This window comes from Flavobacterium sp. (assembly GCF_965657075.1).
Lineage (GTDB): Bacteria > Bacteroidota > Bacteroidia > Flavobacteriales > Flavobacteriaceae > Flavobacterium.
On the sequence record NZ_CBFHMV010000002.1, the window covers coordinates 209,092 to 233,937 of the forward strand.

The following is a 24,846-nucleotide window of genomic DNA, read 5'->3' on the forward strand; positions in this document are numbered from 1 at the left end:
CAAAAGATACAGTGGATGGCTGGAAATAGCTTCAAATAAAAAAAATACAAATCGTTAGTCAGTTAGAGAATAGTTTTCTATTTTTGTATCACTTTTTAAAATAGTATAATCGATATATAAATTATGAATTTACACGAATATCAAGGTAAAGAAATATTAGCGAGTTACGGTGTTCGCATTCAAAGAGGACATGTTGCTAACAATGCTGAAGAAGCAGTTGCTAAAGCTAAACAGTTAACGGAAGAAACGGGTACAGGTTGGCACGTAATCAAAGCTCAAGTTCATGCTGGAGGAAGAGGAAAAGGTGGTGGAGTTAAATTGGCTAAAAATTTAGACCAAGTGGCTGAAATTGCTGGACAAATTATTGGAATGGATTTAGTTACACCTCAAACATCTGCTGCTGGTAAAAGAGTACACATGGTTTTGGTTGCTGAAGATGTTTATTATCCTGGTGAAAGTGAAACTTCTGAATTTTATATGTCAGTACTTTTAAACAGAGCTACTGGTAGAAATATGATTATGTATTCTACAGAAGGTGGAATGGATATTGAGGAAGTGGCTGAGCATACACCTCATTTAATTTTTACTGAAGAAATTGATCCTGCTGTCGGATTACAAGGTTTTCAAGCGAGAAGAATTGCTTTTAACTTAGGATTAAGCGGAAATGCTTTTAAAGAAATGGTAAAATTTGTTGCCTCTTTATACAATGCTTACATTGGTTCTGATGCTTCTATGTTTGAAATTAATCCAGTTTTAAAGACTTCGGATGATAAAATCATGGCCGTTGATGCTAAAGTAAATATTGATGACAACGCTTTATACAGACAAAAAAGTATTGAAGCTATGCGCGATGTTAGAGAAGAAAATGCGATTGAAGTTGAAGCTAAAGAGGTTGGATTAAACTATGTTGACCTTGATGGTACAGTAGGATGTATGGTCAACGGTGCTGGTTTAGCAATGGCAACGATGGATTTAATTAAATATGCAGGTTTTGAACCAGCTAACTTTTTAGATGTGGGTGGAACAGCTGATGCTAAACGTGTAGAAACTGCTTTTAGAATCATCTTAAAAGATCCAAATGTAAAAGCAATTTTAATTAATATTTTTGGAGGAATTGTTCGTTGTGATAGAGTAGCGCAAGGTGTTGTTGATGCTTATAAAAACATGGGTGATGCTATTAATGTGCCAATTATTGTAAGATTACAAGGTACTAATGCAGAAATTGCTAAAGAATTAATTGATAATTCAGGTATGCCAATTTTATCAGCAGTACAATTTCAAGAAGCTGCAGATCAAGTAAAAGCAGCTCTTTCTTAATTAGTTTTATTTAAACATATATAAAATCCCAAGTTTAGGCTTGGGATTTTTTTTAAATTATTTTTATATAATAAAAATCCTATTTTATTTTTTTGGAACCACCTTGTAAGTAGGATCTTCCATAATATTTACATCAATAATTGCTTCTGCATTTTTAAGTAAATCAACACAATCGTTACTTAAATGTTTTAAGTGTACTTTTTTACCTATTGCAGCATAACGTTCGGTTATTTTGTTCACAGCATCAATGGCACTCATGTCGGTAATTTTACTTTCTGCAAAGTCAATAATTATTTCGTTTGGATCATTTTGAACGTCAAATTTTTCTGAAAAAGCTGTTGTTGAAGCAAAAAATAAAGGACCAAATAATTCATAATGTTTGATGCCTTTATCGTCAACATATTTCCGAGCTCTAATACGTTTAGCACTTTCCCAAGCAAAAACTAATGCAGATATAATTACTCCAATTAAAACTGCAAGAGCTAAATTATGCATAAAAATAGTGATTAATGTTACCACAAGCATTACAAATATATCATGCTTAGGCATTTTGGTAAAAGCTTTGAAACTAGCCCATTCAAAGGTTCCTATAGCCACCATAATCATCACTCCTGTTAAAGCTGCCATTGGTAACAATTCTATAACAGGTGCTCCAAATAAAATGATAGCTAAAATAGTCAATGCAGCTACGATTCCTGATAATCTAGCTCTTGAACCTGATGATAAATTTACTAAAGTTTGTGCTATCATAGGGCAACCACCCATACCAAAGAAAAAGCCGTTGGCAATATTGGCAGTTCCCTGTGCTAAACATTCACGGTTACTGTTTCCTTTTGTTCCAGTAATTTCATCAACTAAATTTAGAGTCAATAAACCTTCTGTTAAACCCACAGCAGCCATAATTAAACCGTAAGGTAAAATGATTTTAAGCGTTTCAAACGTAAAAGGAATTTCAGGAATATGAAAAGGAGGAAGGCTTCCACTGACAGAAGCAATATCCACAACTTGTTTAGTATCAATATTAAAAATCAGTACAACTGCAAAAACTACAATAATAGCAACCAACGAAGCCGGAACAGCTTTAGTAATCTTTGGAAATAAAATAATAATCGCAATAGTCAAAGCTACTAATCCTGCCATGATATATAGTGCTGAACCTGATAATAATTCACTTTGTCCGTTTACTATAGTTTTAAATTGTTCTAATTGCGACATAAAGATGATCACAGCTAAACCATTTACGAAACCAAACATTACAGGTTGTGGTACTAGTCTTATGAATTTACCTAATTTAAGTATTCCTACTACAATTTGTATAATTCCAGCCATAGCAACTGCGGCAAAGACATATTCTAAACCGTGAGAATTCATTAAAGCAATTAAAACGATTACAGTTGCTCCAGCACCTCCAGAAATTAATCCAGGACGACCACCAAAAATAGCGGTGATTATTCCCATGATAAAAGCTCCGTACAAGCCAACTAAAGGTGGAAAACCTGCTAAAATAGCAAACGATAACGATTCCGGAATCATAGTCATAGCAACGGTTAAACCTGCTAAAACTTCGGTTTTATAATCTATTTTTTGTTTGAAATCGAAAAGATTGAGTACTTTTTGCATTATAATTTGGGCTTATAAAAAAAATTAAGCGGCAAAGGTAAGGTTTTCAATTTAAAGATTGAAGCTACTTTTGCAATGAAGTTTTTTGGAATACAGATTGAAGAAATTGGAGAAATCTGAGAAATGGAACGAGGATGACAATGATTTAGCAGATTTTTACGGATCTTTTAACCCAAAGGGGCTAAGTTTTTCGCAAAGTTTACAAAGTACCTATGTTTAACTATGTAAAGCAAAGCTTCTCAACTCAATCTAAAAAAATCTATGTGCCTATGTGGTTTCAAAAAAAACTTTGCGCAACTCTGAGTCATACTTCGAGAGACTTTGTACTCCAAAATTCTATTTTTTCAAAACTGAATCAGGAACCATTTTAGAAACATCACCACCATTTCTTAAAACGTCTCTTACGATACTTGATGAAATATAGGAAGTTCTAGCAGCTGTCAATAAAAATACAGTTTCTATTTTAGACATGGTTCTGTTGGCATGAGCAATGGCTTTTTCAAACTCAAAATCAGCTGGATTTCGTAAACCCCTTAGAATGAATTCGGCTTTTTCTTTTTTACATAAATCTATCGTTAAACCTGTATAGGTAATCACTTTTACTTTAGGTTCGTCTTTGAAAGATTCTTCTATAAAGCGTTTTCTTTCTTCAAGGGAAAACATATATTTTTTTTCAGCATTGACTCCAATGGCTACAATTACTTCATCAAATAGAGAAACACCTCTTTTAATGATGTCAAAGTGTCCGTTGGTTATTGGATCAAACGATCCTGGGAAAATGGCTTTTTTCATTTTTTTTAAGTTTGTTGCTTGTAGTCAATAGTTCATGGTTAAAACTATCAACAATAAACTATTAACCATTAATTACTTATTTCTTCCAAATAGGTTTGTTTTGTAAAGCTAATTCAATTTCGCTGTCTAGCAAATTACTCATGGAAATATTGGCATAAGCTGCTTGTTGTGGAAATATACTTTGTGGACTCAATCCGGGATTGGTATTGATTTCAATAAAATGAGGTTCATCATTCATGATGATATATTCAGCCCTTGAAAAACCTTTCATTCGTAAGGAATCATAAACTTTTATAGCTGTTTTTTTGACTTTTTCTGTCATTTCATCACTTATTCTAGCAGGAGTTATCTCTTCAGATTTTCCTAAATATTTGGCTTCATAATCAAAGAAATCGTTGTGAGAAACAATTTCAGTAATGCCTAAAACAGTTGTTTTTCCTTTATAATTGAGTACGCCAACCGATACTTCCATTCCGTCTAAAAAGCTTTCAATTAAAATATCTTTGTCTTCTGCAAAGGCAAAAAGTAATGCTTTTTCAAATTCTTCTTTAGAATTTACTTTTGAAATTCCTAAACTACTTCCTGATTGATTGGGTTTTACAAAAAAAGGCAAGCCTAAATCAGCAACAATTTCTTCGTAACTAAAATCGATATTTCCTTCAGAAACATATATTGATTTGGCTCTTGAAATATTAAATTTTGATAGAACTGATAATGTATCTCGCTTATTAAAAGTTAAACTAGACTGATAGTAGTTACAGCCTGCATACGGAATTTCCAATAATTCCCAATAAGCTTGTAAATGGCCATCTTCTCCTGGTGTTCCGTGAACTGTATTTAAAATTACATCAAAATGTGTGATTGAAAATCCATCAAAAAATGAAAAATCAGCTTTGTTAATAGGAAATTTTTCTCCTTCTAAAATGGCATACCAACCTTCTAACAAAATATGAATTTCATAAATGTTATATTTTTCTTTGTCTAAATTGTTTAAGATTAACTGACCACTTCTTAGTGAAATTACTGATTCATCAGAATATCCACCCATTACAACTGCTATGTTCATATAAAATTGAATATATACTTCTATACAAAAATATCATAATTTATTTATTTGATGGTTAGGATTTGCGGTTTTATTAAAAATAATTGAACAAATAATAAAATGGTACTTTTGTGGTTATTATTTGATAGGTAAATCAAACTATAAATTTATATCTTTGCTAAAATTAATTTTTATGAGAATAATACAATTTTTAAAGAGTGGCGCATTTATCAGACAAATGTTATTAGCACTTATTATTGTTGCTATTTTACTGTTTTTACTAATCAATTTTCTTGACTATAGAACTCGACATGGTGAAAAAATAAGTGTCCCAGATTTAGATTCAATGAAGTTAGAGGTAGCTCAAACTAAATTAGAAGAATTAGGTTTAGAAATTGCTATTTTAGACACAGTTGATTACAATAAATCTTTTCCTCCATTTTCAATAGTAGAACAAGAACCTAAATCGGGTGAATATGTAAAAGACGGTCGTTCCATTTATGTAAAAATTAATGCTGGTGGTTATGAAATTATTAAAATGCCCGATTTAAAAGAAAAAACATACCGCCAATTACAAGCAACAATTAGAGCTTTAGGTTTAAGAGAAGGTACAGTTGAATATAAACCAAATCTAGCAAAAGACTTAGTTTTAGAAGTAAAAAATAATGGAAAAACTTTAAAAAAAGGAGACAAGATTTTAAAAAACTCGGTTATTGATTTTGTTTTAGGTGACGGAAAACGTGTGTTTACGCAAGACGATTTAGAAAAATTAGATACAATTAGTGATGCTCCTATCGATGATATTGATTTAGATGCTCCAAATATAGGACAAGATGATTAAAAATGAAACAATAGAAGATTTTGATGACGATGCTTTATACGAACATTATAAATTTGAAGTAACCAAAGGGCAAGTTCCTCTAAGAATTGATAAATTTTTAATGAATTTTATTGAGAATACCACTCGAAGTAAAATTCAATCCGCTGCGGAACAAGGACATATTTTTGTAAATGACGTAGTTGTAAAATCCAATTATAAGGTAAAGCCTAACGATGTAATTCGTATGATGTTGACGCATCCACCTTATGAAAATTTAATTGGTCCAGAAAACATTCCGTTAAATATTGTTTATGAAGATGATCAACTGATTGTTATCAATAAAGAAGCAGGAATGGTTGTTCATCCAGGTCATGGAAATTATACGGGAACCTTAGTTAATGCATTGGCTTTTCATTTTGAAAATTTACCTATGAACAGTTCTGAACGTCCAGGATTAGTTCACAGAATTGATAAAGATACTTCGGGTTTATTGGTGGTTGCTAAAACAGAACACGCTATGGCTTATTTATCGAAGCAATTTGCTGCAAAAACTTCTGACAGAGAATATATTGCATTGGTTTGGGGAAACGTAATTGATGACGAAGGAACCATTGAAGGAAATATAGATAGACATGTTAGTAACCGAATGCAAATGGCTGTCTTTTTGGACGAAGATAAAGGAAAACCCGCTGTTACGCATTATAAAGTTATAGAACGTTTTGGTTATGTTACTCTGGTTTCTTGTAAATTAGAAACTGGTAGAACACATCAAATACGTGTGCACATGAAGCATATTGGCCATACATTATTTAATGATGAACGTTATGGTGGAAATTTAATTTTAAAAGGAACTACTTTTACAAAATACAAACAATTTATCGATAACTGTTTTAAAGTTTTACCTAGACAAGCTCTTCACGCTAAAACGTTAGGATTCCAACATCCTACTACAAAAGAATTTATGAGTTTTGATTCTCAAATTCCTGATGATATTGTAGCTTGTATTGAAAAGTGGAAGACTTATTCAACGGCTAATGATTACGATACCTTAGAAGAATAAATTATTAATAATATTCAATTTTTCTGGAAGTAAAAAATGTTTTCCCGTTAATGGTAGTTCTTTTATTTATCCAATTAGATTTGTTGTCGTATAGGTAATCAATGATTTTTGTATTGGTTATTTTATCATTTCCATCCAAAGTAATTTCATTGATTAAATTATTTTTTTCATCAAAAATATAAGTTGTTTGTGATAAAAGTTTTTCATTTTTATATACTTTCCATGAAATAGTATTGTCATTATCGTCATAACCAAATTCTTCTTTATCAGTTGAATTGTCAAAAGAATCAAATATAGTTTTTACAATTAATCTATTTTTAAAATCAAAAGTTCTCTTAATTTGACTTTCTAATTTATCTCCATTCGTGTAGGTTGCTTCTTCTACGATTAATCCGTTTTGGTATTTGTAAATCGTTCTATAAATTACATCAAGGTTATTGTCTAATTTGCTTTCAGAAACTCTATTTCCATTGTTATCGTAATCATATTCAAAACTAGATTGAATAACTTCTTTGTTTTCAAAAATCTTTTCAACAACTAATTGATTGTTAGAGTTGTATGTAAAAGTTGATCGATTTGTTAAAACTTCTTTGCTATTAAATTTTTGTTGTTCAACTAAAAGATTATTATCGTATAAAAATACTTCTTTATCAAATAAACTTCCGTCTTGGTTTCTTTTTGTAATTAATGTATTTTTATTGTTTTCCCAAGAATATTTAGTATCAATATATTCATTGTTAGAAGTAAACTGTCTTTTGCTCAATAATTTATCTTTTCCGTCATAAGTTTGATTTTCAGAAATGCTTCCATCTTCTTTAAAAATAATTTTTTCAATTAGTTTTCCATTAGAATCAAATTTTAAAGAAATATCTGCGTAGAAAGAATTTTCAAAATTTCTTACGTTTGTTGTAGATGTTGAATCGGTTGTGGTATAATCAGAAAATGATTTTACGTTACTGTTCAAATCATAAAAAGTCCATTCGTTACCAGCATCAGAAGTTTCGTTAGTTGTAGCGTTCTCTTTCTTGCATGAAAAAAGAAAAAAAGATATAAAAGTTAGTAATAATAGTTGTTTCATTTTGATTTTTATTCTTTAGGAATTAAAGCTTCTTCGTATTTTTTTGAAACAACTTCCCAATTAATTACTTTAAAAGCAGCCTCAATGTAGTCCGATTTTCTATTTTGATATTTTAAATAATAGGCATGTTCCCAAACGTCAAAAGCAAATATTGGTGTGCCTTTAACAGTTGCATTTGGCATTAAAGGATTGTCTTGGTTTGTGGTTTGTGTAATGAATAGTTTGCCTTTTTTATCAACCACAATCCAAATCCAACCCGAACCAAAAAAGCTGTTGGATTGTTCTATTAAATTGGATTTTAATTCGTAAAAAGAACCAAAATCGGTAAGAATAGCTTTTTCAAATGCACCTGATGGTTTTGTATTTAATTTTGGACTTAAAATTTCAAAAAATAAGTTGTGATTGTAATAACCACCGGCATTATTTTTTAAATACTGATTTTTTAAATCCAGTTTAGATAGAATTTCTTCAATTGTTTTTTCTTCTAAATCAGTTTCTTTTATAGAAGTATTTAATTTATTGGCATATCCTAAATGATGCTTTGCATAATGTGTTTCCATAGTTTTGGCATCAATATAAGGTTCTAAATCATCGTACTGATATTTTAAACCTTTCATTTTAAATGGCCCATCGCTAGTTTTTACACTTGCAGGATTTCCGAATTTGCTTATTGATTCGTCAATCAATTCAGGATTAGGAAGTTTTACTTCTTCCAAAACTTTTTCTTTTTTGCAAGAAGTGATTGTTAAACCTATTATGAATAAGAGTAGTATTTTTTTCATATATGTAAAATTTATTTTTTAGAGGTCATATATGGTACCGTTTTACTGACTGGTATTTTTGCAATGAACAAGTTGTTAATTGCGATTTCATATATAAAAAATAAAACTAAAGATTTCTTTCTTTAAGTAATTTATTGATAAGGTCAACGTATTCCTGTTTAGCTTCATCAGTGGTAAGGTTTTTAACTTGAAGCCAAGCATTCATTTTAAAAGCATTTTTTAAATCGTTGGCATCTTGAGAAGCATCTTGTACATAATTATTATTAGATGGTCTTGAAGATGTTGCGTGTTTGTACAATCCATAAAGAACTAATTGTACGTTTGGAGGTACAGATTCTTTTGGGATTTTGAAAGCATCTTCAAAAGCTTGATCAAATAAGATGTTTAATTCTTCGTTTTCCAACTCCATTTATTTTTTGGTAATTACAGTTTTTCCTCCAATAGCTTTTTGACCTAATTGCACATCGATAGGTGTTCCAATTGGAAAGTATAAATCAACTCTAGAACCAAATTTGATAAATCCAGCATCTTTTCCTTGAACTACTCTCATGCCTTCTTGTGCATAATTTACGATTCTTCGAGCTAATGCACCTGCAATTTGTCGATACATTACTTCACCATAAATACGATTATTGATGACTACAGTGGTGCGTTCATTTTCTTCACTAGCTTTTGGATGCCATGCTACTAAATATTTTCCTGGATGGTATTTACTGTATTTTACAATTCCATTTAAAGCATAACGAGTCACGTGTACATTTATTGGTGACATAAAAATGGAAACCATTAATCTTTTGTCTTTAAAATACTCAGGTTCAAATACTTCTTCAATGACTACAACTTTTCCATCAACTGGTGCAATAATATGATTGTCACTATTATCAACTTCTCTTTTAGGGTTTCTAAAAAACTGAAGTACCATAATTAATAAAAATAAAGCGAAAACTTGAATCACTTTTTGTATCCAAAAAATATCGGTTATTGTATCAGATAAAAGTAATAAAGCTACAGTAATTACTACTGCAATTAAAATGATTTTTGAACCTTCTTTATGAAACATATGATTTTATATTAAGTTTAAAATTTGAAAAAGCAAATATACAAATGGTGCTGCAAATATAATACTATCTAATCGATCTAAAACACCACCATGACCAGGCATGATTTTTCCACTATCTTTAACGTTGGCAACTCTTTTGAATTTGGATTCTATTAAGTCACCAATTGTCCCAAATATACTTACAATTACTGCAATTCCAATCCATAAGTACATGGTATATGTTTGAGACGAATTGATGTAAAATTTTGAAATGATTATGCCTGCTAAAATACTAAATAGTAATCCACCTACAAATCCTTCAATAGTTTTTTTTGGAGAAATTCTTTCAAAAAGTTTATTTTTTCCTATCGATTTACCAACAATATAGGCAAACGTATCGTTGGTCCAAATGAGAATAAATATTCCAAGAATGATTTTAGGATTGTAACCTTTGATTCCGAATGGAATTTTGGTAATGAATAGAAAAGAAAGTATAATGTAACCAATTAAATAAAAAAATTTATCAAAAAGAGTATAAGAAGTTGTGTGCTTGGAAAACAAAAAAAGCATTGCTTTGATAGAACAGATAATTGTTATTGCTAATAAACTTAAGATAAGAGTTGAATGTTCTAAACCACCAAATGTAAAAAAGTAATAGATGGTTGCTCCAATTGCAAGAGGAACTATTTTTGAAATTTGAACTAAGTTGCAAAATTCATAAATGGCTATTACCATAAAAACTCCAAACAGCAAAAAGAAACTATTGGTAGTGAAGGAAATAGCAAATATTAGCAAAAATATATAAACTATACCCGATAATAATCTGGTTAGTGATTCGTTCATTTTATAAATCTTCTAGAAGTAACAAATAAAGATTTTTATGACTGCTACCATAATGTAAAAAGTCTTCTTCTTTTGTTTTTTCAAAGTATTTAATTGTGGTAATGTTTGAAGGATATTCTTTGTCGTATCTTTTTTTGATATTTCTTAAGCCATCACTTTTATTTCCTACAAGTTGACTAGTTGTTGCAAAAACAACCATATCACAAGGAATTTCATTAGCTTTATATTGTTTGAATTGTTTTGAAGAAAATAAAATTGAACCATCATCAGCAATTAAATCCTCACAAATGGTAAAGAAAAATTTTGGATTTTGAACATTTTTGTAAACTAACTTATTTTCATCCAATAAAGAAAAAAGCTTAGTTTCATAGCAAAGTACTTCACTTTCAAACCAATCGTTTTCTTCTAGTATATTTAAAAATTGTTCTCTTATTTCATTCAAGTCCTCACAGTACAAAAATTTACCACCATTTTTTTTAAAATTAGTAGTAAACTTTTCATCAACAGGAATATTTATTTGAGGAGCAAATTTTCCTTCTTCTTCATTTTTATCTTCATCAGAAGTTGATCCAAATATTTTTCTAAATAAGTTCATTTACAGTTTGGATTTTGGAATTCTATCAAAGGTAAAAAATCTTAATTCATATTAAATACAAATTAAGATTTTTTATTAATAAACGATTGTTAATAACCTTATGCTAAATCTGAATTAGTATCCAAATCAGTATTTAAGTTTTTATTAAAATCCCTAACTCCAAAAATAGTTTCTAAATCATCTTTAAAAATAACTTCTTTTTCAATTAAAATATCTGCTAATTGATTCAGTTTATCTTTATTATCTTGTAATAATTTTATAGCTCTTTGGTATTGTCCTTCAATTAGTATTGAAATTTCACTATCAATTACTTTAGCTGTTTCTTCTGAATAAGGTTTAGAAAAGTTATAATCACTTTGTCCTGATGAATCATAATAGGTAATATTTCCTAATTTTTCATTTAAACCATATATAGTTACCATTGCTCTAGCTTGTTTTGTAACTTTTTCCAAATCACTCAATGCACCAGTAGAAATTTTGTTAAACATTACTTTTTCGGCAGCACGACCACCCATTGTAGCACACATTTCGTCTAGCATTTGTTCTGGACGCACAATTTGTCTTTCTTCTGGTAAATACCAAGCTGCACCTAAACTTTGACCACGAGGTACTATAGTTACCTTAACTAAAGGGGCTGCATGTTCTAACATCCAACTTACTGTTGCATGTCCTGCTTCATGTACTGCAATAGCTCTTTTTTCTTCTTTGGTAATGATTTTGTTTTTCTTTTCTAATCCACCAATGATTCTGTCAACAGCATCTAAAAAGTCTTGTTTATCTACAGCTTTTTTATTATTTCGTGCAGCAATTAATGCGGCTTCATTACAAACATTTGCAATGTCAGCTCCCGAAAATCCTGGAGTTTGTTTAGCTAAAAATTCAGTATCTAATTCTTCTGATTTTTTTAAAGGTTTTAAATGTACTTCAAAAATTTCTTTACGTTCTCTAATGTCTGGTAAATCGACATAAATTTGTCTATCAAAACGACCGGCTCTAAGTAACGCTTTATCTAAAACGTCGGCTCTATTTGTAGCGGCTAAAACAATTACGTTAGTATTTGTACCAAAACCATCCATTTCGGTAAGTAATTGGTTAAGCGTATTTTCTCTTTCGTCATTTCCGCCCGACATATTACTTTTTCCTCTAGCTCTTCCGACAGCATCAATTTCGTCAATAAATATTATTGAAGGAGATTTCTCTTTAGCTTGTTTGAATAAATCTCTAACGCGTGAAGCTCCAACTCCAACAAACATTTCTACAAAATCTGATCCAGATAAAGAGAAAAACGGAACTTTTGCTTCACCAGCAACAGCTTTTGCTAATAATGTTTTTCCTGTTCCAGGAGGACCAACTAACAAGGCACCTTTTGGAATTTTTCCACCTAAAGAGGTATATTTTTCAGGAGTTTTTAAGAATTCTACAATTTCTTGGATTTCTTCTTTAGCACCTTCAAGTCCTGCTACATTTTCAAAAGTAGTTTTGATATCTGTTTTTTCGTCAAATAATTTAGCTTTCGATTTTCCGATGTTAAATATTTGTCCGCCACCGCCACCAGAACCACCAGACATTCTTCTCATGAAGAAAATCCAAACACCAATTAGTAGTAAAATAGGTAAAATGGAAATTAATAATTCTCCAAAATAGCTATCTTCTTCTTTTTCATACTGAAGGTTATTCTTTTTACCATATTCTTGTAATGTTTTTTCGAAAAGTTCTTCATTTCCGATTTCTACAAAATAATGTGGACCAATAGTATCTAATTTATTCAATACATTGGTTTTTGCTTTATCATGTTCTTTTAATTCTAAAGCTGTCTTTTTTAAATAAATTTTAGCTTTAGTTTTGTTAAAAACAACTTTTTGTACCTGATTGGAATCAAGAAATTTATTAAAGTTAGATAAATTAGTTTTCTTTGGATTGCTTAAGTCAATGTCACCACTCGCAAAGTGCATTATGGCAAAAAAAGCAATAATTGAAAATATTATATATAACGGACTAAATTTGAAAAAAGGCTTTTTATTTTTATCTTCTGACATATTTTATTACTTGTTTTCTATTGAAATTATTTTTGCATCACCCCATAAGCTTTCGATGTTGTAATATTCTCTGATGTGTTTTTGAAAAACATGTACTACAACATTTACATAGTCCATCAAAACCCATTCAGCATTTTCAGAACCTTCGACATGCCAAGGTTTATCTTTTAATTCTTTGGAAACTATTTTTTGAACCGAATTTACAATTGCATTGACTTGTGTATTTGAATTTCCGTTGCAAACTATAAAGTAATCACAAACGGTGTTGTCGATAGCTCTTAAATCTAAAATATCAATATCATTCCCTTTAACTTCTTCAATTCCTTTAATGATGTTTGCTATTAAATCATCATTACTTATTTTTTTAACTGCCATTTAATTTTTTAGTTTATGCAAATTTACCAAATTTTGTCTTTACATTTGAACGTTAACAAAAGTTTACAAAAAATATTTTACTTCAATGCATATCATCAAACTAGATGCCACAAACTCAACTAATGATTATTTAAAGCAACTAATGCGAAATCAATATTTGGATAACTATACTGTTGTGGTAACAAAATGCCAAAAAAAGGGAAGAGGACAACTGGATACTTCTTGGCAATCAGATGACTATAAGAACCTAACCTTTAGTGTCTTAGTTAAAGATTTAATTGTAGATAATAATGATATTTTCAGTCTAAATTTAGCGGTTTCATTAAGCGTTTTTGAGGTTTTAAATCAACTGACAAATCGAAAATGTGCTATTAAATGGCCAAACGACATTATGGCAGACCAAAAGAAGATTGCTGGAATTTTAATTGAAAATAATATCCATCATGACGGTGAAATTTCCTCTGTAATTGGGATTGGATTGAATGTGAATCAAGATTTTTTTGTTGATTTACCTAAAGTTACATCTTTATCCATTTTAGAAAATAAATTCTTTGATCTAGATGTAGTTTTGGATTTAATTTTGAAAGAGCTTAAACAAAAAATAGCTTTAATCAAGTCGAATAGAAATGAGGAAATTTGGAATATTTATCATGATGTTTTGTTTAAAAAAGAAATTCCCACAACTTTTGAAGATTTGAATCAACAAAAATTTATGGGAATTATTAAAGGAGTTTCAAAATATGGTAAACTTCAAGTTTTATTGGAAGATGATACGATAAATGAATTTGCTCTTAAAGAAATTAAAATGTTATATTAATTTACAAGTATTTTTTTTGTAATTGATTCGTTATCAGAACTAATTTTTAATAAATAGAATCCTGAATTTAAATTTTCTAAGCTGAAAGTATTGTTAGATAAAACAGGTTTAGAAATACTTTGAATTAATTGCCCGTTTATGTTAATTAATTGAATTTCATTTAATTCTATTTCAGTTTCAATATTTATTTTATTGTCATTTGCTGGATTTGGGTAAACCGAAATGTCGTTAAGATTTGTGAAATTTTCAGCAGATAAAAATATAGATGGCCAACGATTTTCTGCTACTGGACCACCCCAAATTACTGTTGCTAAATAAGGATTATCAATAAATGGATTTCTATTTCCTTGACCATAAGTATTGTTTACATTTCCCAAATAAGCATTTCGATTGTCTTCATAAGTGGAAACTGGATCTTCTGCATTCCATTGTAATAATAAGTCAACCATATTGGAATCAGTAGCATTTGTATTACCTGCGGTTACATAAGTTGGTAAACACTGGCTGCCATATCTTAAATACATATACATAATAATTCTTGCACAATCTCCTTTCCATTCATCACCTGGATACCAATTTACTCCAACAGTTGCTGATTGAATGCCTGAACCAGCTGCGTATTTTCTATTTCCTCTTGTGCCATTTCTTTGTACGTCACTAGCTCTTAACATTTGCGCATCTGCACCAGGTCCAGATTGACCTAATTCAGGATTTCCTAATGATTGAGGAAAAACATGTTCTCTGTTCCATTCTCCAACTGCACCACCGTTATTGAATTTATTTCTAGTTCTATCATTGGTAACATCACTATCAGATCCATTTTCCCATCCGTAAACCAATTGAACATTTGATGAATTTGTAGGATCTAAATCAACAATTTTCAAGGCTTCCCATACTTGACTGTAAGTTAAAGTTGTAGTATGAGTTGTAGTAATTTTAGAAGATAATGCATCCTTTAAAGCAGTTCCTGTTTGATTCCAATTAAATCCATTATAATAAGGTGATGCAGGTGCGCCACTTTGAGAATAACAAATTGTTACACTAAATAATAGTATAAAAAAGTAAGTTTTTTTCATTTCTTAATAATTATATTTTTTTTTCTAATAAAGCCATGTAAAAGCCATCAAAGCCAGTTTGATGCGCTAGAATACTTGAATCTTTAACAAAAGTAAAGTTTTTTCCTTGTTCAGAGCTTAAGAATTTTTTCACTTGTTCTTGATTTTCAGAAGGTAAGATGGAACATGTAGCATAAACCAATTTACCACCAGGTTTTACAATTTTAGAATAATTTGTTAGTACTTCTTCTTGTACTTTTTTGATATTGTCTATAAATTCGGGTTGCAATTTCCATTTACTATCTGGATTTCTTTTTAGAACGCCTAAACCACTACAAGGAGCATCAATTAATACTCTATCGGCTTTTTCATGAAGTTTTTTAATGGCTTTTGTAGAATCAATAACTCGATATTCAGCGTTAAAAACACCATTTCTTTTGGCACGAATTTTTAGTTGTTTCAATTTACTTTCATAAATATCCATAGCGATTAATTGGCCTTTATTTTCCATTAAAGAGGCTAAATGAAGTGTTTTCCCACCTGCACCTGCACAAGTATCAACTACGCGCATGCCTGGTTTAACATCTAAAAAGTATGCTACTAATTGTGATGAGGCATCTTGAACTTCAAAAAAACCTTCTTTAAACGCAGGAATCATAAACACATTAGCTCTTTCTTTAAGGACTAATGCATCAGGTTGATCTTTTAAAAATTCCGTTTCAATATCGTGATCCATTAAAATGGCACGTAACTTTTCTTTGGTAGTTTTTAAAGTATTTACCCTTAATATTACCTTAGCTTGTTCGTTTTGAGCGGTTAATTCTTTTTCCCAAACTTCTTGTCCTAATTCTTTTAAACCTAATTCATCCATCCAATCTGGAATGGCTTGCTTGAATTTTCTAATTTTGGTTAATTCGTCAAAACGACCTTTTATTTTTCTTGTAGGAGTATCTTCAAAATATTTCCAATCGGGTAGTTTTATACCTCTTAAAACAGCCCAAACGGCAAAAATTCTCCAAATATCATCTCTTGAAAAAGGATCTTTTACTTCTGCAATTTCGGTATATAACCTTTTCCAACGAACAATTTCGTAGATGGTTTCGGCCACAAATTTTCTGTCACTGCTTCCCCAACGTTTGTCTTTTTTTAAAGCCAATGCAACCATTTTATCGGCATACGCACCTTCATTAAAGATAGCCATTAGTGAATCAATGACCGTAAATACTAAATTTCTATGTAATCTCATTTCTAATTAATCAGCTGGCAAAGATACTATTAATAATGGGTTTTTGTAAATTTTTGAACATAAAAAAAGACTACTGCATTAGTAGCCTTTTCTTAAATATTAAATGGGCATTAATTAACCTCTTCCACCTCTTGAAGATGTACCTCTTGAAGAACTTCCAGTTGAACTTGGAGAAGAACTTCTAGATGGAGTTGTCGCTTTTGGAGTTGAACTTCTTGAAGGCGAACTAGTTCTTGGTGAGGCACTTCTTGATGGAGCAGTTGTTGCCTTTGGTGTAGTAGTGCTTCTTGAAGGACTTACAACTTTAGGAGTTGTGGTTCTTGTTGGACTAGATTCTTTAGTTGTAGTTCTAACAGAAGGCGTTTCCACTCTTGTTGGAGTTTTTGTTTTAATAGTTTCGCTTCTTGTAGGTACTTCAGTTTTAATAGTCTCATTTCTTGTTGAACCATTTTCTCTTACAGTAGTATTTTCTCTTGTTGGTTTTACAGAAGGCGCATCCGTTCTTACAGTTTCATTTCTTGTTGAACCATTTCCTCTTACACCATTGTTATCCGTATTACTTTCAGATCTTGTATTGTTTTCTCTAACTGTGTTTTCATTTCTAGAAGTTTCAATTCTTGGTGTTGTATCACCTCTTTCTCTGGAGTTAACAGTTCTTGTATTTCGGGTATTATCTAGTTCATAACGATTAGATACCGTTGCATTTCTACTTCTAAAAGAGCGATTAGGATATCTAACTTCATAAGCATTTGATCTTCTTCCGTAGTAACTGTTATAAGCTACGTGGCATCTTCTTACGTTGACATAGTTATAAACATGCCCATAACCTCCAATATAAACGTTGATGTGATTTCTGTATCTAAAGATTGGGAAAGGATTCCAAAAACTGTAATAACTAGGATAATATCCCCAATACCAACTTGAATAATATGGATTGTAATTATTTACCCAAAAAGTTGAATAAATTATCGGTCTTGTTACATAAACAGGCTCATAAATATAATTGTCTCCATACATATAAACATCACCTACTACTTGAACTTGAACATTATTGTCTTTATCTTTTTCAACTTCAATAGATGCTATATCTTGGTATTTATCTTCGTCAATCACAGATTGAATAATGATTAAGTGAACATTATCTTCAATAGACTCAATTACTCTTAAATAATCTACATAATTATCATCATTTAAGTCCAAATTACTAATTTGTGCTTTTGGATCGTTGATTCTTTTTTCAAAGTCTTCTAAATTAGAAGCTTCTCCAAATATAGTTGCAATAGCTCTTAAATCTAAATTATCGCTAATTTCAGATGAATTGGCTGTAACGGTTGTTTTATCTTGAGCAACAACAAATAAACTTGTCAAGCTAAACAATAGGGCAAGAGTAAATAAATTTTTCATAATATATAGTATTAAGTTACTAATAAGTTTGAATTTTTACATTCTATTAAATCAAACCAATTTTCGTGCCAAAGTAAATTAAGTAAACTTATGATATTGAAAATCAGCAAACTAAAAATTTATAGTTTATAGTGTTGTTTTATAATTACTATTTTTAACTTTACCCAAAACAAAATTAGTATGAAAATTATTCCATGTTTAAGTCTCCTTTTTTTATTGTTTTCTTGCACATCACAAAAGAAATTAAGCTATAATTATACCAAAGTTGAAAGCAAAATCTTAGTTGAGGATAAAATTAGTATTAGAGCTATTTTAACTGATGAAAATTACCTTTGGTATGCTGGTGATAATGGTAATTATGGAAAAATAAATTTAAAAACTAATGAAGTTTTAAACTATAAAATACAAGCAGATACTATTGTAAATGAAATACGAAGTCTAGCTCAAACTAAAGATTTTATTTTCTTGTTACCTGTTGCCAATCCTGCAATTGTTTATAAAATTTCAAAAAAAAATAATTCGCAACAAATTGTATATTCTGAAATAAATGAAAAAGTTTTTTATGATTCCATGCAATTTAAAGACGAATTAAATGGAATGGCAATAGGTGATCCTACAGAAGACTGTTTGTCCGTTATAATTACCAATGACGGAGGAAATTCTTGGAGAAAAGTCAGTTGTAACGATTTGCCAAAAGTAGTAGAAGGAGAAGCAGCATTTGCAGCGAGTAATTCGAATTTAATATTAAAAAAATCAAAATCATTTATGGTTTCTGGAGGAAAAAAATCTAGAGTTTTTGTTAGTAAAGATTTTGGAAATAATTGGCAAGTTTTTGAAACTCCCATTGTTCAAGGTGAAGCGATGACTGGAATTTTTTCGGCAGATTTTTATAATGATACAATCGGATTTATAACTGGAGGAAATTATGAAAAACCGAATGATAATTTCAGTAACAAAGCCATTACTTTTGATGGTGGAAAAACATGGAAATTGGTTGCTGATGGACAAGGATTTGGTTATGGTTCTTGCGTGCAATTTGTTCCAAATAGTGAAGGAAATTCACTCGTTTCAGTAGGAGCCAACGGAATTTATTATTCTAATAACTTTGGCAATTCATGGGTGCAATTAAATGAAGATAAAGATTTATATACGATAAGATTTTTAGATGCTAAAACAGCATTTGCAGCTGGAAGAAATAAAATAGTACGACTTATTTTTTCTGAATAATTAGTAAGTAAAACGCATTACATTAAAATAGAAAAGGCTACTTACTTTATGTAAATAGCCTTTTTTTTATAGCAATTTTTCCCATTTATTTTTTAGAACGATAAAGCCACTTTTAGAGTAAAATCGTCACTAATGGCAGCATCACCTAAACCATCAAATATACTTCCTGATTTGTACTCGATACCATATTTTGTTCTGTCAATAACTACCGTTGCATTCGCAGTTTTGTCTTTTACAACAATGTCAAAAACAACTTCATTAGTTTTATTTTTGATTGTTAAGTCAGCATAAATAGTGTAGGTATTATTTTCTTTTGTAGCAATTTTTTTGAATTCTAATTTTGAAGTTGCGAATTTATCCGTTCCAAAAAAGTCATCTGCTTTTAAATGTCCTTCTAATTTACCTTTCATTCCACCTTCTAAATCTGTAACTGCAATTGAAGTCATATCTACAGTGAAACTTCCACCAACTAATTTATTTTCTTTAAATACTAAAGCACCTTCTTTTAAATTTACAGTACCTTCATGTTTACCAGTTACTTTTTCTCCAACCCAGTTTATTGTACTTTTTGTAGCATCAATTTTTGTAGTAGTTTGAGCTGTTGTTGTGATTGAAACAAATGCAAATAATGCAAATGTTAAAGATTTTAAATTTTTCATGTTTAATTATTTTAGTTAATTGATTATTAATTATATAGTTACAAATAATTCGTTCATTGGTTTTCTAACTTTTGGATAATGTTGTGACGCATCTTCTTCATGTCGATATCCAATAGTTGCTACTAAAGAAGCATTAAGTCCTAATTTATCTAAGCCTAATATTTCGTTGTATTTTTCAGGTTGAAAACCTTCCATTGGTGTTACGTCAATTTTTAATTCTGCGGCAACATTTATTAAGTTTCCTAAAGCTAAATACGTTTGTTTTGCAGTCCAAATTGATTTTTGTTCTAAAGTTAAACCTGATACAACATTTGCAATCATCATATCTCCATAGCCTTTTAAATCTTCAACTTTTAAACCTCTTGTTGTAGCAATGTTGTTTAAATAATCTGTAATGTCACTTTCTTCAACATCTATAAAATTTGTAAAAACAAACAAGTGGGAAGCTTCGGTTATTTGAGTTTGATTCCATGAAAATGGTTTCAATTGTTCTCTAATTTCAGGATTTTCAACAATTAAAACTTTGTAAGGTTGTAAACCGTAAGACGATGTACTCAATTGAATAGCCTCTTTTAAAATGTTTAAATCCTCTGCAGAAATTTTTTTGGTAGCATCAAATTTTTTGGTAGCATAACGCCAATTCTGATTTTCTAAAAATGTATTCATAATTTTATATAGTTCTAAATTTTTCTAATAATTCGTTCAAAGTTTCTAATTCTTTTTGAGTTAAATTTTGTGTAAAACTTACTTCATGACTGATTACTAAAGGGTCTAATTCTTTTAAAACGTTCAAACCCTTTTGTGTAATGGTTATTTCCATTTTTCGTCTGTTGTTTGGACAAATTTCACGTGTTACAAAATCTTTTAATAATAATTTATCTACTAATCGAGTAGTGTTACTTGTTTTTGCAATCATGCGTTCTTGAATGTCACACATGTTGGCAGATTTTCCATTTTTACCCCTTAGAATTCGTAATACGTTAAATTGTTCTACTGATAAATCGAAGGGTTTTAATACTTCATTAAATTTTTCGCCAATAACATTATGAGAATACATGATGTTTAGTAATGTTTTCTTTTCTAAAGCTATTGGTGAATTACTTTTTATGATGTCTTCAATTTTCATAATTGTATATACAAATATTAACAGTACAAATGTAGTATTTTATTTAATTGTATATACAAGTGTTGATTAAATTTTTGTTAAATTTTTGAAATACTAATTTTGAGTGTACCTTTGTCAATAAAATATTAAATTTATGAATTTAGAACAAAAAGAATGGTGGAATACTTTTTTAGCTGATGAAAACGCTGTGATACTTGATGTTAGAACAGATGATGAATTCAACAGTGGAAAAATTCCTGGAGCTATTAACATAGATATTTATAAAGGACAAGGTTTTATTTACTTGTTAGAAGAATTAGATAAAAACAAAAACTACTATGTTTATTGTGCTGCAGGAGGAAGAAGTGCTCAAGCTTGTGGTATAATGAACCAGTTGGGTTTTGAAACTGCACACAATTTATTAGGAGGAATGTCTCAATGGGATGGACCAGTTGAATAAAAAAAAGAGCTAATTAAAATTAGCTCTTTTTTTATGAAATTCTTTTTAATTTGGATTTATCTGTAATCGTAATTTTTTTTCCGGTTAATTCAATTAAACCCGTTTTATTGAATTCTGAAAGCAATCTTATACAACTTTCTGTTGCAGTTCCAATCATTCCTGCTAATTCTTCACGTGATAATTGTAATTTTAAGCTTTTATCTTCATTAACTCCGAAGTTTTCTTCTAAATATAGTAAGGTTTCAGCCAAACGTTGTTTTACATTTTTTTGAGCCATATCGACCATGTGTATGTCAGATTCTTTTAAATCTTCACAAATAGTTTTCATAACATTCATTGAAAATTGATTGTTTTCGTTGAAAAAACCCATAATTTCTGATTTTGGTATAAAACATACTTGCATGTCTTCTAGAGCAATTGCACTTAAATTTGCTGCTTCATCACTTATCATTGAACGTTGGCCTAAAAGTTCTCCTGGTTTAGCCAATTTTACAATTTGATCTTTACCGTTGTCACTCAGTTTTGTCATTTTACAAACACCTTCCTTCACACAATAAACACCATTAACGGTTTCTCCTTCTTCAAAAATAGGCTCACCCTTCTTAATGGTATAAGAAGTCTTACAATCTGCCATTTTTATTAATTCATCTTTAGTTAGGGCTTTTAATGAACTAAATTGTCTAACTATACATTGCTCACATTTACTCATAAATAATTACTATTTATTCTGATTTCAAAGATACTCAAAGTATGACAAATATCATATTTTTTTTTAAATGCTTTTGTAACCTTTGTTGCAGGTAAAAGAGCAAATTTATGGACACAAACAACTGTTTCCATTGTGGTAATGAAATTGTAAAAAAAGAGGAAGTCATTTTTGACGAAAAAAGTTTTTGTTGTAACGGTTGTAAAACGGTTTACGAAATTTTTAGTCAGAATGATTTATCTTGTTATTATGATTTTGAATATGCACCTGGTGCAACACCACAAGACATTAAAGGAAAATATGATTTTTTAGATGATGAAAAAATTATTGCAAAACTTCTCGAATTTCAAGAAGATACAACGGCTATTGTTTCACTTTATATTCCTCACATACACTGTAGTTCGTGTATTTGGATTTTGGAAAATTTACAGAAACTGCAAGACGGAATAAGTACTTCTCAAGTAAACTTTCCAGAAAAAAAAGTCAGAATTACATTCAATTCAACAAAAACTTCTTTAAAAGATATTGTTTATTTATTGAGTTCCATTGGGTATGAGCCATACATTAGTTTAGATAATTACGAAACAGGAAAGAATGAAATTGACCGAAGCTTAATCTATAAAGTGGGTGTTGCTTTTTTCTGTTTTGGAAATATTATGCTTTTATCATTTCCAGAATATTTTGAAGTAAATGAATTTTGGATTAATCAATATAGAGAATTTTTTAGATGGTTGATTTTTGCATTAGCTCTGCCATCTTTTATATATTCAGCTTCTGATTATTATGTTTCAGCTTATAAAAGTATACGATCAAAAATATTAAACATTGATATTCCAATAGCTTTAGGAATTTTAGTCATGTTTATTAGAAGTACAGTTGATATAGTCTTTGATTACGGACAAGGATTTTTCGACAGTCTTACAGGTTTGATATTCTTTATGTTGTTAGGAAAATTATTTCAACAAAAAACATACAGTTTTCTTTCTTTTGAACGCGATTATAAATCCTATTTTCCAATAGCAATTACTAAATTAAATTCAGATGGAACTGAAATTCCTGTTCAAGTTTATGATATTGAAAAAGGTGATAGATTATTAATCAGAAATCAAGAATTAATTCCAGTAGATGGTATTCTTATTTCTGAAAACTCATCTATTGATTACAGTTTTGTGACCGGTGAAGCTATTCCAATTGAAAAAAAATCAGGTGATAAACTTTTTGCTGGAGGAAGAATGATAGGAAGTGTCATTGAAATGGAAGTTTTATTTTCGGTTTCTCAAAGTTATTTAACCCAATTATGGAGCAACGATATATTTCAAAAGAAAATCGATCAAAAACACAAAACGATTACTGACAAAGTAAGTCAATATTTTACTCCTATTTTATTACTATTAGCAATTTTAGTCTTTGTTTTTTGGTTATTTATTGATGTTTCCACTGCCTTTAATGTTTTGACAGCAGTTTTAATTGTGGCTTGTCCATGTGCTTTGGCATTAACAGCTCCATTTACATTAGGAAACGTATTGCGAATTATGGGAAAACAAAAATTGTATCTCAAAAACGCAACTGTAATTGAACAATTAGCCAAAGTGGATACCATAGTTTTTGATAAAACAGGAACTATAACATCTAACAAAAAATCATCTATAGAATTTGAAGGCAATGAATTATCAATCGATGAATTAGCATTACTAAAAAATGTAATTCGTGGTTCAAATCATCCTTTAAGTAGAAAAATTTATGATTTTTTACCCAATTCCACTAAAATTGAAATTCAAGAATTTGAAGAAATCACAGGAAAAGGAATTGTAGCTAAAGCCAATAATTTAAAAGTAGTAATTGGTTCTGGTTCTTTGCTTGGAATATCAAATGAAGATGATTCTAAGCAGACAAAAGTATACCTACAAATAAATGATTCTTACAAAGGTTATTTTGTATTCGACAATCAATATAGAAAAGGAGTAGAGGAGTTGTTTGAAAGATTAAGTAAAAAATATGAATTAAAAATTCTTTCAGGAGATAATGAAGGAGAAAAAGATAACTTACTTTCCTTATTGCCAAAAGGAACAGAATTAATTTTCAATCAAAAACCAGAACAAAAACTTGAATACATAGAGCAACTTCAAAAGCAAGGCAAAAATGTAATGATGATTGGCGATGGATTAAATGATGCTGGAGCATTAGCTCAAAGTAACGTCGGAATTTCTATCTCTGAAAACGTTAATGTTTTTTCTCCAGCTTGCGATGGAATTATTGATGCTACACAATTCTCAAAAATCGGTTATTTCTTGAATTATTCCAAAAACGCTATGCGAACTATTTACATGAGTTTTGGCTTGTCTTTACTCTATAATATTGTTGGATTATCAATTGCTATTTCGGGTAATTTATCTCCTTTAGTTGCTGCAATTATAATGCCTTTAAGTTCCATAACCGTAGTTAGTTTTGTTACTGTTATGAGTAATTTTTATGCAAAGAGAAGGTATTAAATTAAAAATTCTAACAAATTTTTAAAGTATGACAAATATCATATTTTAAGCAAATAAGTCAAGGTAACTTTGTTTACACAAATTTAAGGTATGAGTGTCATTTATATATTAATTACAGTAAGTATAGTAGTAGCGGTTGTCTTCTTAATTGCTTTTATAAAAGCAGTCAAAAGTGGACAGTACGACGACGACTATACACCATCAGTCAGAATGCTTTTTGACGATGAATTGAAACCCAATAAAACAATTAAAACAGAAAAACAAAAATCAATTTAA

26 protein-coding genes are annotated in these 24,846 nt (G+C 29.9%); 8 read left to right on the forward strand and 18 right to left on the reverse strand.

The window, feature by feature from the left end; all coding sequences use genetic code 11:
- Positions 1–123: 123 nt before the first annotated feature.
- On the forward strand, positions 124–1,317 hold the full coding sequence (sucC, locus tag ACTF56_RS02450) for an ADP-forming succinate--CoA ligase subunit beta (protein ID WP_438965322.1): 1,194 nt from the start codon (positions 124–126) through the stop codon (positions 1,315–1,317).
- Between the two features lie 84 nt (positions 1,318–1,401).
- Here the strand turns inward: sucC and ACTF56_RS02455 are convergent, their stop codons facing one another.
- From ACTF56_RS02455 to ACTF56_RS02465, 3 genes are all read right to left on the reverse strand, one after another.
- Positions 1,402–2,937, reverse strand: a complete 1,536-nt coding sequence (locus ACTF56_RS02455) for a SulP family inorganic anion transporter (protein ID WP_438965323.1) — start codon at positions 2,935–2,937, stop codon at positions 1,402–1,404.
- Positions 2,938–3,273: 336 nt separating this feature from the next.
- Entirely contained in the window at positions 3,274–3,729 is a 456-nt protein-coding gene (coaD, locus tag ACTF56_RS02460; protein WP_438965324.1) for a pantetheine-phosphate adenylyltransferase, read from the reverse strand.
- A 76-nt stretch (positions 3,730–3,805) separates the two neighbouring features.
- Complete coding sequence (locus ACTF56_RS02465) at positions 3,806–4,795, reverse strand: D-alanine--D-alanine ligase (protein ID WP_438965325.1); 990 nt, start codon at positions 4,793–4,795, stop codon at positions 3,806–3,808.
- Positions 4,796–4,967: 172 nt separating this feature from the next.
- Between ACTF56_RS02465 and ACTF56_RS02470 the strand changes: the two genes are divergently transcribed.
- Positions 4,968–5,615: a PASTA domain-containing protein gene (locus ACTF56_RS02470; protein ID WP_438965326.1), complete on the forward strand. Its 648-nt coding sequence runs from the start codon at positions 4,968–4,970 to the stop codon at positions 5,613–5,615.
- Entirely contained in the window at positions 5,608–6,654 is a 1,047-nt protein-coding gene (locus ACTF56_RS02475) for an RluA family pseudouridine synthase (RefSeq protein WP_438965327.1), read from the forward strand. The genes ACTF56_RS02470 and ACTF56_RS02475 overlap by 8 nt, the downstream gene beginning before the upstream one ends.
- Positions 6,655–6,658: 4 nt before the next feature.
- Here ACTF56_RS02475 and ACTF56_RS02480 read toward each other — a convergent pair whose 3' ends face one another.
- The 8 genes from ACTF56_RS02480 to rsfS form a co-directional block, all read right to left on the reverse strand.
- Positions 6,659–7,732, reverse strand: coding sequence for a hypothetical protein (locus ACTF56_RS02480; protein ID WP_438965328.1), 1,074 nt, complete (start codon positions 7,730–7,732; stop codon positions 6,659–6,661).
- A gap of 8 nt (positions 7,733–7,740) precedes the next feature.
- The gene (locus ACTF56_RS02485; RefSeq protein ID WP_438965329.1) at positions 7,741–8,514 is read right to left on the reverse strand and encodes a superoxide dismutase; all 774 of its coding nucleotides are present in this window, start codon (positions 8,512–8,514) and stop codon (positions 7,741–7,743) included.
- 106 nt (positions 8,515–8,620) lie between these two features.
- Positions 8,621–8,917, reverse strand: coding sequence for an acyl-CoA-binding protein (locus tag ACTF56_RS02490; protein ID WP_438965330.1), 297 nt, complete (start codon positions 8,915–8,917; stop codon positions 8,621–8,623).
- Between the two features lie 6 nt (positions 8,918–8,923).
- Positions 8,924–9,574: a phosphatidylserine decarboxylase family protein gene (locus ACTF56_RS02495; RefSeq protein WP_438965331.1), complete on the reverse strand. Its 651-nt coding sequence runs from the start codon at positions 9,572–9,574 to the stop codon at positions 8,924–8,926.
- A gap of 6 nt (positions 9,575–9,580) precedes the next feature.
- Positions 9,581–10,396, reverse strand: coding sequence for a phosphatidate cytidylyltransferase (locus ACTF56_RS02500; RefSeq protein WP_438965332.1), 816 nt, complete (start codon positions 10,394–10,396; stop codon positions 9,581–9,583).
- Between the two features lies 1 nt (position 10,397).
- Positions 10,398–10,991, reverse strand: a complete 594-nt coding sequence (locus ACTF56_RS02505) for a lactate utilization protein B/C (RefSeq protein WP_438965333.1) — start codon at positions 10,989–10,991, stop codon at positions 10,398–10,400.
- Positions 10,992–11,089: 98 nt separating this feature from the next.
- The gene (gene ftsH / locus ACTF56_RS02510) at positions 11,090–13,027 is read right to left on the reverse strand and encodes an ATP-dependent zinc metalloprotease FtsH (protein ID WP_438965334.1); all 1,938 of its coding nucleotides are present in this window, start codon (positions 13,025–13,027) and stop codon (positions 11,090–11,092) included.
- Between the two features lie 6 nt (positions 13,028–13,033).
- Positions 13,034–13,402: a ribosome silencing factor gene (gene rsfS / locus ACTF56_RS02515; RefSeq protein ID WP_438965335.1), complete on the reverse strand. Its 369-nt coding sequence runs from the start codon at positions 13,400–13,402 to the stop codon at positions 13,034–13,036.
- A gap of 85 nt (positions 13,403–13,487) precedes the next feature.
- Between rsfS and ACTF56_RS02520 the strand changes: the two genes are divergently transcribed.
- Positions 13,488–14,219 (forward strand): biotin--[acetyl-CoA-carboxylase] ligase, encoded by a 732-nt coding sequence (locus ACTF56_RS02520; RefSeq protein ID WP_438965336.1) that lies wholly within the window; start codon positions 13,488–13,490, stop codon positions 14,217–14,219.
- Here ACTF56_RS02520 and ACTF56_RS02525 read toward each other — a convergent pair.
- The 3 genes from ACTF56_RS02525 to ACTF56_RS02535 form a co-directional block, all read right to left on the reverse strand.
- Positions 14,216–15,295 (reverse strand): endonuclease, encoded by a 1,080-nt coding sequence (locus ACTF56_RS02525; protein ID WP_438965337.1) that lies wholly within the window; start codon positions 15,293–15,295, stop codon positions 14,216–14,218. The genes ACTF56_RS02520 and ACTF56_RS02525 overlap by 4 nt on opposite strands.
- A 10-nt stretch (positions 15,296–15,305) precedes the next feature.
- Positions 15,306–16,520 (reverse strand): RsmB/NOP family class I SAM-dependent RNA methyltransferase, encoded by a 1,215-nt coding sequence (locus tag ACTF56_RS02530; protein ID WP_438965338.1) that lies wholly within the window; start codon positions 16,518–16,520, stop codon positions 15,306–15,308.
- 114 nt (positions 16,521–16,634) lie between these two features.
- Positions 16,635–17,924 carry a hypothetical protein gene (locus ACTF56_RS02535; protein ID WP_438965339.1) on the reverse strand — a complete coding sequence of 430 codons (1,290 nt, stop codon included), beginning with the start codon at positions 17,922–17,924 and terminating at the stop codon, positions 16,635–16,637.
- 180 nt (positions 17,925–18,104) lie between these two features.
- Here ACTF56_RS02535 and ACTF56_RS02540 point away from each other — a divergent pair, with 180 nt between their 5' ends.
- Entirely contained in the window at positions 18,105–19,151 is a 1,047-nt protein-coding gene (locus ACTF56_RS02540) for a WD40/YVTN/BNR-like repeat-containing protein (RefSeq protein ID WP_438965340.1), read from the forward strand.
- A 92-nt stretch (positions 19,152–19,243) separates the two neighbouring features.
- Here the strand turns inward: ACTF56_RS02540 and ACTF56_RS02545 are convergent, their stop codons facing one another.
- From ACTF56_RS02545 to ACTF56_RS02555, 3 genes are read right to left on the reverse strand one after another with little or no spacing between them, the layout of a single operon-like run.
- A complete protein-coding gene (locus ACTF56_RS02545) occupies positions 19,244–19,810 on the reverse strand; it encodes a YceI family protein (RefSeq protein WP_438965341.1) in 567 nt (188 codons plus the stop codon).
- A gap of 30 nt (positions 19,811–19,840) precedes the next feature.
- Positions 19,841–20,476, reverse strand: coding sequence for an NAD(P)H-dependent oxidoreductase (locus ACTF56_RS02550; RefSeq protein ID WP_438965342.1), 636 nt, complete (start codon positions 20,474–20,476; stop codon positions 19,841–19,843).
- Between the two features lie 4 nt (positions 20,477–20,480).
- Positions 20,481–20,936: a MarR family winged helix-turn-helix transcriptional regulator gene (locus ACTF56_RS02555; protein ID WP_438965343.1), complete on the reverse strand. Its 456-nt coding sequence runs from the start codon at positions 20,934–20,936 to the stop codon at positions 20,481–20,483.
- A 133-nt stretch (positions 20,937–21,069) separates the two neighbouring features.
- Between ACTF56_RS02555 and ACTF56_RS02560 the strand changes: the two genes are divergently transcribed.
- A complete protein-coding gene (locus ACTF56_RS02560; RefSeq protein ID WP_438965344.1) occupies positions 21,070–21,375 on the forward strand; it encodes a rhodanese-like domain-containing protein in 306 nt (101 codons plus the stop codon).
- 31 nt (positions 21,376–21,406) lie between these two features.
- Here ACTF56_RS02560 and ACTF56_RS02565 read toward each other — a convergent pair whose 3' ends face one another.
- A complete protein-coding gene (locus ACTF56_RS02565) occupies positions 21,407–22,084 on the reverse strand; it encodes a Crp/Fnr family transcriptional regulator (RefSeq protein WP_438965345.1) in 678 nt (225 codons plus the stop codon).
- 107 nt (positions 22,085–22,191) lie between these two features.
- On the opposite strand from ACTF56_RS02565, the gene ACTF56_RS02570 reads away from it, so the two are divergent.
- Both ACTF56_RS02570 and ccoS read left to right on the forward strand, forming a co-directional pair.
- Positions 22,192–24,570, forward strand: a complete 2,379-nt coding sequence (locus tag ACTF56_RS02570; protein ID WP_438965346.1) for a heavy metal translocating P-type ATPase — start codon at positions 22,192–22,194, stop codon at positions 24,568–24,570.
- Between the two features lie 90 nt (positions 24,571–24,660).
- Positions 24,661–24,846, forward strand: coding sequence for a cbb3-type cytochrome oxidase assembly protein CcoS (gene ccoS / locus ACTF56_RS02575; RefSeq protein WP_438965347.1), 186 nt, complete (start codon positions 24,661–24,663; stop codon positions 24,844–24,846).

Coding starts and splice junctions, on each gene's coding strand:
- sucC (WP_438965322.1), top strand. CDS start 124: ATGAATTTACACGAATATCAAGGTAAAGAAATATTAGCGAGTTACGGT.
- ACTF56_RS02455 (WP_438965323.1), bottom strand. CDS start 2,937: ATGCAAAAAGTACTCAATCTTTTCGATTTCAAACAAAAAATAGATTAT.
- coaD (WP_438965324.1), bottom strand. CDS start 3,729: ATGAAAAAAGCCATTTTCCCAGGATCGTTTGATCCAATAACCAACGGA.
- ACTF56_RS02465 (WP_438965325.1), bottom strand. CDS start 4,795: ATGAACATAGCAGTTGTAATGGGTGGATATTCTGATGAATCAGTAATT.
- ACTF56_RS02470 (WP_438965326.1), top strand. CDS start 4,968: ATGAGAATAATACAATTTTTAAAGAGTGGCGCATTTATCAGACAAATG.
- ACTF56_RS02475 (WP_438965327.1), top strand. CDS start 5,608: ATGATTAAAAATGAAACAATAGAAGATTTTGATGACGATGCTTTATAC.
- ACTF56_RS02480 (WP_438965328.1), bottom strand. CDS start 7,732: ATGAAACAACTATTATTACTAACTTTTATATCTTTTTTTCTTTTTTCA.
- ACTF56_RS02485 (WP_438965329.1), bottom strand. CDS start 8,514: ATGAAAAAAATACTACTCTTATTCATAATAGGTTTAACAATCACTTCT.
- ACTF56_RS02495 (WP_438965331.1), bottom strand. CDS start 9,574: ATGTTTCATAAAGAAGGTTCAAAAATCATTTTAATTGCAGTAGTAATT.
- ACTF56_RS02500 (WP_438965332.1), bottom strand. CDS start 10,396: ATGAACGAATCACTAACCAGATTATTATCGGGTATAGTTTATATATTT.
- ACTF56_RS02505 (WP_438965333.1), bottom strand. CDS start 10,991: ATGAACTTATTTAGAAAAATATTTGGATCAACTTCTGATGAAGATAAA.
- ftsH (WP_438965334.1), bottom strand. CDS start 13,027: ATGTCAGAAGATAAAAATAAAAAGCCTTTTTTCAAATTTAGTCCGTTA.
- rsfS (WP_438965335.1), bottom strand. CDS start 13,402: ATGGCAGTTAAAAAAATAAGTAATGATGATTTAATAGCAAACATCATT.
- ACTF56_RS02520 (WP_438965336.1), top strand. CDS start 13,488: ATGCATATCATCAAACTAGATGCCACAAACTCAACTAATGATTATTTA.
- ACTF56_RS02525 (WP_438965337.1), bottom strand. CDS start 15,295: ATGAAAAAAACTTACTTTTTTATACTATTATTTAGTGTAACAATTTGT.
- ACTF56_RS02530 (WP_438965338.1), bottom strand. CDS start 16,520: ATGAGATTACATAGAAATTTAGTATTTACGGTCATTGATTCACTAATG.
- ACTF56_RS02535 (WP_438965339.1), bottom strand. CDS start 17,924: ATGAAAAATTTATTTACTCTTGCCCTATTGTTTAGCTTGACAAGTTTA.
- ACTF56_RS02540 (WP_438965340.1), top strand. CDS start 18,105: ATGAAAATTATTCCATGTTTAAGTCTCCTTTTTTTATTGTTTTCTTGC.
- ACTF56_RS02545 (WP_438965341.1), bottom strand. CDS start 19,810: ATGAAAAATTTAAAATCTTTAACATTTGCATTATTTGCATTTGTTTCA.
- ACTF56_RS02550 (WP_438965342.1), bottom strand. CDS start 20,476: ATGAATACATTTTTAGAAAATCAGAATTGGCGTTATGCTACCAAAAAA.
- ACTF56_RS02555 (WP_438965343.1), bottom strand. CDS start 20,936: ATGAAAATTGAAGACATCATAAAAAGTAATTCACCAATAGCTTTAGAA.
- ACTF56_RS02560 (WP_438965344.1), top strand. CDS start 21,070: ATGAATTTAGAACAAAAAGAATGGTGGAATACTTTTTTAGCTGATGAA.
- ACTF56_RS02565 (WP_438965345.1), bottom strand. CDS start 22,084: ATGAGTAAATGTGAGCAATGTATAGTTAGACAATTTAGTTCATTAAAA.
- ACTF56_RS02570 (WP_438965346.1), top strand. CDS start 22,192: ATGGACACAAACAACTGTTTCCATTGTGGTAATGAAATTGTAAAAAAA.
- ccoS (WP_438965347.1), top strand. CDS start 24,661: ATGAGTGTCATTTATATATTAATTACAGTAAGTATAGTAGTAGCGGTT.